This is a genomic window from Deltaproteobacteria bacterium (assembly GCA_030654105.1).
In the GTDB taxonomy this organism is placed as follows: domain Bacteria; phylum Desulfobacterota; class SM23-61; order SM23-61; family SM23-61; genus JAHJQK01.
In genome coordinates this window covers 1-7,519 of record JAURYC010000327.1, presented here as the reverse complement: position 1 = coordinate 7,519, position 7,519 = coordinate 1, and the positions used below count along the sequence as shown (strand labels likewise).

Here is a 7,519-nt window from a genome sequence, read left to right as displayed (position 1 = left end):
GAAAACATCAGATCCATCAATACGAAAAGCTTAAAATTAGCAACAAAGTCGGGATAGACCCTCAATTCTGGCTTGACAATTCAGAGGGGGTCTAATATTTGATGGAAAAGCGGATATCTGGATACAAGTTGTTACGGCCGGACATCCGGCTGTATCCGAGCTGACCCTTTCCACCGAAGTGGTTTTTTTGCCCACCGGAGAGAATATCATTCAAAAGATGACCGAATATGGCTATGAAAAAGCCTTGCTGCCCGCAAAAGTATTCAAGGGCCAGGATAAGGAGGTTTCCTATGTAGGTTTCCCAACGATTCTGATTGCTCACAAAGATTTAAAACCGGAAGTTGCCTACCTCTTGACCAAGGCGATTGTGGAGAACAAACAAATCTTGATGAAGGCCCACGCGGGATTCAAGTATTTCATCCCCGAAGAGGCTTGGAAACTTGGCAATTATGGGATCCCTCTTCATCCGGGAGCCGGGAAATATTATCGGGATAAAGGGATGATGAGGTGATAGAATATATACAGATTTCTAAAATAATCATGGAGAAGTTGTCATGTCCAAGATGTTTACAGAAGAACAGATGAGAAAGGTCGGCAAGGGAAAAGAAGCCTGGGAGAAAGAGCTGCAATCCCGGCAGTCTAATAATCCGGAGAGAAGGAGTCGTTTCTCGACCATATCGGATCTCCAGATAAAAAATATATATTCTCCGGAAGACCTCCAAGAAATGGATTATGAGCGAGATTTGGGTTTTCCCAGCCAATACCCCTTTACCCGGGGCGTCCAGCCTTCCATGTATCGGGGCCAGCTCTGGACGATGCGCATGTTTGCCGGATGGGGTTCAGCCGAGGATACCAACCAGCGGTTCCACTATTTGGTGGAACAGGGGCAAACTGGGTTGAGCGTGGCCTTTGATTACCCTACCTTAATGGGATATGACACGGATTCTCCAAAGGCCAGAGGAGAATGCGGGAAATGCGGGGTGGCCATCGATACGCTGCAAGACATGGAAATTCTTTTGGATGGCCTCCCCATCGACCGCCTCACCACTTCCATGACCATTAATCCTCCCGCTTCTGTCCTCTGGGCCATGTATATTACCGTGGCGGAGAAGAGAGGGATCCCCCGACATAAACTGGGGGGGACCATTCAGAATGATATGTTAAAGGAATTTATCGCCCAAAACACCTTCATGTGCCCTCCCCGGCCTTCTGTAAGAGTGGTTACGGATACTGTCGAATTTGGAACCAAAGAAGTTCCCCGCTGGAATACCATCAGCATCAGTGGCTATCATATTCGAGAGGCGGGATCTACAGCCGTTCAGGAGCTGGCTTTTACTCTGGCCGACGGCCTGGCCTATGCCCAGGCAGCCATTGAGAGAGGTTTAAATGTAGATGACTTTGCGCCGCGTTTTTCCTTCTTTTTCGATGCCCACATAGATCTTTTTGAGGAGGTTGCCAAATTTCGAGCTGCCCGACGCATGTGGGCCCGCTTTATGAAAGAGCGCTTCCAAGCCAAAGATCCCCGCTCCTGGTGGATGCGCTTCCATACCCAGACCGCCGGTTGTTCTTTAACAGCCCAGCAGCCTTACAATAATGTTATTCGGACTACCCTCGAGGCTTTGGCCGCAGTTTTAGGGGGAACTCAATCACTGCATACTTGTTCCCTCGATGAAGTTCTCTCCTTGCCCACCGCAGAGGCGGCGACCATCGCCCTGCGCACGCAGCAGATTATCGCGGAGGAATCGGGAGTGACCCATACCATTGATCCTTTGGGAGGATCCTATTTTGTAGAGGCCCTGACGAATGAGATGGAAGCTCAAGCCATGGCCTACATAAACAAGATCGATGACCTGGGTGGAATGGTTGCGGCCATTGAAAGGAATTTTCCTCAGCAGGAGATTGCCAATGCCGCCTACAACTTTCAGAAGCAGCTGGAACGGAAAGAAAAGATCATGGTAGGAGTCAATAAATATGCAACGAAGGAGGCCTTGCCGGTAGAACTTCTCCAGATGGATCCAGCCCTGGAGGAGAAACAGATCGAGAGGCTCAGCCGCGTAAAAAACCAGAGGAATCAACCCCGGGTGAAGGAGTCTTTGGAACAACTGGGAGAGGCGGCATCCGGGAATAAGAATGTCATGCCCTTCCTGATTGATGCGGTCAAGGAATACGCCACCCTGCAGGAATGTTGCGATGTTTTCCGGAAAGTCTTTGGCACCTACCGGGATCCGGGTATCTTTTGAAGAAGATGATCGATGACTTGAGAAGCCAACTGCAGGCCGTGGAAGATTGGGGAGAAGTGCTGCATGTTCGCCGAGAAGTGAATCCCCGGTTCGAGCTCCCGGCAATCTGTAAAAAACTGGAGGCAGATAAAGCCCTGCTCTTCGAAAAGGTCAAAGGGTATTCGCTGCCCGTGTTGGTGGGTTTGGACAACAGCCGTTCCCGAATCGTCCGCGTTCTGGGAACGGATGATTTTGGTTTGACGCCGCGATACCTGGAAGCGATCCGCAACCCTCTTCCACCCACGGTGGTTCAGGATGGTCCTGTAAAAGAGGTGAAGATCACCAAGAACATCGACCTGCAAGAATTGTTGCCAGTCATTACCCATTATGAAAAGGATGGTGGACCTTTCATCACTGCCGGCGTGGTTATTGCCGAAGATCCGGGCCGCCGCATCCGCAACCTCTCCTACCACCGGCTGCAAGTTATGAACAAAGATGAGATCGGACTCTTCCTCCAGCCCCGGCACCTCTGGAACCTTTATTCCGCAAAAGAAAAGGAAGGGAAACCCCTGGAAGTCGCCGTGGCCATAGGCCTGGATGCCAGCATCCGGCTGGCCGGCGCGACCTCGGGCTCGCTGATTCCCCTGGGGTTCGACGAACTCTCCATTGCTGGCGCCCTGCGGCACAAGACCGTGGAAATCGTCCGCGGCGAAACAGTGGGGGTGATGGCTCCAGCTAAAGCGGAGATCGTCATCGAAGGAGAAATTTTGCCCCACCTTCGCCGAACCCAGGGGCCTCTGGCCAATTTCACCGGTACCTACGGAGATACGTGGGAGGGCCCCGTGCTTAAGGTGAAAGCCATCACCCACCGGAAGGATGCCATCTACCAGGATCTCCTTCCCTTTACCCCTGAGCATCATTTGCTCCTGGCCATTCCTTATGAGCCTGTGGTTTACCAGGCGGTCAAGAGCTACGTGCCCGGAACCAAAGCTGTACACGTCACGCCTTCCGGCTCCGGAAAATTTCACGCGGTCGTATGCATCCGGAAGGATCATGAAGAGGACGGGAAGAAGGCCATCTTGGCTGGCCTAAACAGCTGCCGTGATATCAAGCTGGTTACGGTAGTGGATGAGGACGTAGACCCTTTTAACCTCCGAGAAGTGGAGTGGGCGGTGGCCACTCGATTCCAAGTTGACCGGGATCTGGTGGTAATTTCCGGGGCCAGAGGCAATGAGCTGGACCCTTCCTGCTCGCTGTCGGGCTTGACCGCCAAGATGGGGATGGATGCCACCAGGCCTCTGGGCCCAAGAGAGCGTTTTGAGAAGGTCCGGATCCCCGGACTTGAAAATATTAAAATTCAGGACTACCTAAAGCCATGAAACCACTTATCATTGCCATGACGGGAGCGACGGGAGCGACGGGAGCGATTTACGGTATTCGCCTGCTCCAGGTTTTGCGCGAAAAATCAGTTGCCACCCACCTGGTGATCAGCAACTGGGCTGAAAAGACCATCGCTCTGGAGACCGATTATTCACCGGCAGAAGTGAGGAAGCTGGCCAGCAAATGCTATGCGGTGGACGATTTATCGGCGCCCATTTCGAGCGGCTCTTTTCCCACGGCAGGGATGGTCATCATTCCCTGTAGCATGAAGACCCTGGCGGGCATCGCCCATGGGATGAGTGAGAATCTTATCCTGCGGGCGGCGGATGTGATGCTGAAGGAAGAGAGAAGATTAATCCTGGTACCCCGGGAGAGTCCGCTCAATCTTATCCATCTGCGGAATATGACGCTGGCTGCAGAAGCTGGGGCGATCATCCTTCCGCCTATGGCCGCTTTCTATTTTAAGCCCAAATCGATTTCCGACCTGGTTGATCACTTGGTGGGGAAAGCCTTGGACCTTTTAGGGGCGGAGCATCATCTTTTTCCACGCTGGGGAGGATAAAAGCGGGGAAGGAGAAAAGATTAGTTCCTCTCCCTCGCCATGGGGAAAGCCAATGCTGAAAAAAATTGAAATCGAAGAAGCGGTGGGCCTGAGACTGGCCCACGATCTCACGCGCATCGTGCCCGGAAAATTTAAAGGGGCAGCGTTCCGCCGGGGCCATGTAGTGCGGAAGAGCGACATTCCCAAGCTTTTAGACCTGGGGAAGAAGCAAGTTTACGTACTCAAGGTTGAACCAAACGAGTTACACGAGGATAGCGCGGCTCGAAGGATCGCCAAGGCCATTTCTGGAAAAGGTTTCCGTCTGAATGGTCCGCGGGAAGGAAAGGTCGATTTTATAGCCAAGACCTTCGGACTTCTCCAGGTCAATATCGCCGCTCTGGAGAAAGTCAACTCCATTGGCTCAATCATCGTCTCCACCCGGCATCATCATTCCATCACCCACCAGGGGGAAATCGTGGCGGGAACCCGGATCATTCCCCTGACCATTCAGGAATCGAAGATCAAAAAGATAGATGAGATTGGCCGCAAAGAAGGGCCGGTGTTGGAGATCCTTCCCTTTCGCCCTAAAAAGGTGGGTATTATCATCACCGGCAGCGAGATCTTCGAGAAGCGAATTAAAGATCGTTCGGCCGGCATCGTGAGGACCAAGGTGGAAGCTCTTGGTTCCCGAATGATCCGGGAGGCGGTCGTTACCGATGATGTCCTCCAGATTGCCAGCGAGATTCACAAGATGAAATCAATCGGGTGCCAGGTGATCATAGCCACGGGGGGCCTTTCGGTAGACCCGGATGATGTAACCTTGGAGGGCATTCGGAAGTCGGGGGCGGAAGTTGTTTTCTATGGCGTACCCGTTCTTCCGGGTTCCATGTCGGTCTATGCCCGGCTGGGGGAGACCGTTATCCTTGGAGTGCCAGCCTGCGTGGTGCATGATCCGGTGACTGCCTTAGACCTTTTTCTTCCGCGGGTGTTGGCCAACGACTCCATCTCCGCGGAAGAGGTCGCCCGCCTGGGCCACGGAGGTTTATGCTGGAAATGTTCGGTCTGCCGATACCCGGTATGCCCCATGGGAAAAGGAGTATAGTCCCATGCCCGCCCCAAAGAAGAAACTGAAAGACCTGGTTATCCTGGTCAAAGGGGGAGGAGAGATGGCCACCGGAGTGGCTCATCGCCTGGCTCGCTCCGGTTTCCGGGTTGGCGTGACCGAAATCCCTGAACCCCTGGCGGTTCGCCGCGAAGTGGCCTTTAGCGAGGCCATCTTCGAGGGGCAAAAAGAAGTCGAGGGCCTGGTGGCCAAGTGTGTCTCCAGCCGAGAAGGGATCCTCCATGCCTGGGAAGAAGGGAGAGTCCCCATTTTCGTGGACCCGGAATGCTCCATCCGCGCAACGTTAAACCCTGATGTGGTAATAGACGCCATCCTGGCCAAGAGAAACACTGGTACACGTATTGTCGATGCCCCTTTGGTCATCGGCCTCGGCCCTGGTTTCCGAGCCGGACAGGATGTGCACCTGGTCATTGAAACCAACCGCGGGCATCGATTGGGCAAGGTAATCGAGGTGGGAGAAGCGGACCCGGACACCGGCATTCCCGGAGAAATTTCTGGATATACCTGGGAAAGAGTTTTGCGGGCTCCGGCCAGCGGGAGGTTTAGGGGGAGGAAGCGGATCGGGGATCGGGTGGAAGCGGGAGAAGTGGCTGGCGAGGTGGACGGAGTACCCGTCGAGGCAAAGATCGCGGGAGTTCTGCGGGGGATCCTGCGGGATGGACTCTGGGTACAAGAGCAGATGAAGGTGGGGGATGTAGACCCCCGAGGGGTGCGGGAACATTGTTTCACCATCTCCGAGAAGGCCCGAGCCATTGCTGGGGCGGTGCTGGAAGCCATTTTAATGAGGTATAATAGATAATATCAAAATCTAAAAACCAAAATGCCAAACTTTAAATTGGACGCAGATGAACGCAGATTTGCAGGATTTTAAAAACCTTCAAATCTGGAATCAAGAAGCCAGGAGCCAGAATAAAGAAAAATTTCCTTCTGACTCCTGGCTCGTGAATTCCTTTTTTTCTGCGCATATCTGCGGGAATCTGCGTCCTATTAAAAATTGAGATTAATCAATGTCCGATTTTTATGAAGAGATATTGGAAATCAAGTCCGCAGGAAGGAAAGCGGCAGTAGCTACGATCGTTGGCACCAAAGGCTCCACGCCAAGGGAAGTAGGAGCCAAAATGCTCATTCACGAAGATGGGAAGATCTTGGGAACGATCGGCGGCGGATGCATGGAAGCTGAGGTTTGGCAGGAAGCGATGAAGGTCATCGCGGAAGATAAGCCGAAGACGATCCATTTCGACCTCACGGGAAGAGCGGCCGAAGAGAGCGGAATGATCTGCGGAGGAGTCATGGATATCTACATTGAACCCATCGTGCCCACTCCCCGGGTGTTCATTTTCGGCGGGGGACACATTTCTCTTTTCGTGTCCAAGATGAGCACGATGGTTGGGTTTCAAGTGGTCGTGATCGATGACCGGCCGCAGTTCGCTAATCAAGAAAGGTTTCCCGAAGCAGAGGAAGTCATCGCTGAAGAATTTCCTTTCGTCCTGCCGAAGTTGCAAGTGAATCGGTCCACTTACCTGGTAATCGTCACCCGGGGACATGCCTATGACCAGGAAGTTTTGGAGTGGGCCCTAAGTAAAGAGGTCAAATACATTGGCATGATCGGCAGCCGGAAGAAGATTCAGACGGTTTACAATAACCTAAAGGAGAAAGGTTTCACCCCGGATCAACTACAGCGGGTTCATGCTCCCATCGGGTTAGACATCGGAGCTTTAACCCCCGAGGAGATTGCGGTGAGTATTGTGGCCGAGATGATCAAACTACATCGGGAGAGGAAAGGGGAGAAATAGAAGGACCATCTGGAGGCCATTGAGAACGATTCGGCAAAACCGCCCGTTCTGCTCATCGATGAGATTGACCGCTCCGACGAAGAATTCGAAGCCTTTCTTTTGGAAATTCTCTCTGATTTTCAGGTCACGATCCCGGAGGTTGGGACCATAAAAGCCAGGCATCGCCCCCATGTCATCCTGACCTCCAACCGCACTCGGGAGCTGCACGATGCCTTGAAGCGCCGGTGTCTTTATCATTGGATTGACTACCCTTCCTTGGAAGAAGAGAGGCGCATCGTTTTGGCCAAAGTGCCCAAAGTAGGGGAGGCTCTCGTAAGGCAGGTTTGCTTATTCATGCAGCAGGTGCGCGAGAAGGATTTTTACAAGCGCCCGGGAATCTCCGAGACGCTGGATTGGGTAATCGCCCTGATGGCTTTGGGAAGAGAAGAACTCAATGCAGCGACCGTAAAGGAGACCTTGGGCT

At 52.9% G+C, this 7,519-nt stretch carries 7 protein-coding genes and 1 pseudogene; all 8 read left to right on the top strand.

Annotation, left to right across the window (positions count from 1 at the left end):
- The first annotated feature begins 94 nt into the window (after positions 1-94).
- The 8 genes and pseudogenes from Q7V48_14385 to Q7V48_14350 all read left to right on the top strand — a co-directional run bounded on the left by Q7V48_14385 (position 95) and on the right by Q7V48_14350 (position 7,519).
- Positions 95-511 carry a TAXI family TRAP transporter solute-binding subunit gene (locus Q7V48_14385; GenBank protein ID MDO9211915.1) on the top strand — a complete coding sequence of 139 codons (417 nt, stop codon included), beginning with the start codon at positions 95-97 and terminating at the stop codon, positions 509-511.
- A 52-nt stretch (positions 512-563) separates the two neighbouring features.
- Entirely contained in the window at positions 564-2,240 is a 1,677-nt protein-coding gene (locus Q7V48_14380; protein MDO9211914.1) for a methylmalonyl-CoA mutase family protein, read from the top strand.
- 5 nt (positions 2,241-2,245) lie between these two features.
- Positions 2,246-3,598 (top strand): UbiD family decarboxylase, encoded by a 1,353-nt coding sequence (locus Q7V48_14375; GenBank protein ID MDO9211913.1) that lies wholly within the window; start codon positions 2,246-2,248, stop codon positions 3,596-3,598.
- On the top strand, positions 3,595-4,161 hold the full coding sequence (locus Q7V48_14370) for a UbiX family flavin prenyltransferase (protein ID MDO9211912.1): 567 nt from the start codon (positions 3,595-3,597) through the stop codon (positions 4,159-4,161). Before Q7V48_14375 ends, Q7V48_14370 begins: the two co-directional genes overlap by 4 nt.
- A 52-nt stretch (positions 4,162-4,213) precedes the next feature.
- On the top strand, positions 4,214-5,242 hold the full coding sequence (locus tag Q7V48_14365; GenBank protein ID MDO9211911.1) for a molybdopterin-binding protein: 1,029 nt from the start codon (positions 4,214-4,216) through the stop codon (positions 5,240-5,242).
- A gap of 4 nt (positions 5,243-5,246) precedes the next feature.
- On the top strand, positions 5,247-6,062 hold the full coding sequence (gene yqeB / locus Q7V48_14360; GenBank protein ID MDO9211910.1) for a selenium-dependent molybdenum cofactor biosynthesis protein YqeB: 816 nt from the start codon (positions 5,247-5,249) through the stop codon (positions 6,060-6,062).
- Positions 6,063-6,270: 208 nt separating this feature from the next.
- Entirely contained in the window at positions 6,271-7,056 is a 786-nt protein-coding gene (locus Q7V48_14355; GenBank protein MDO9211909.1) for an XdhC/CoxI family protein, read from the top strand.
- A 9-nt stretch (positions 7,057-7,065) separates the two neighbouring features.
- Positions 7,066-7,519, top strand: a pseudogene (locus Q7V48_14350) (MoxR family ATPase).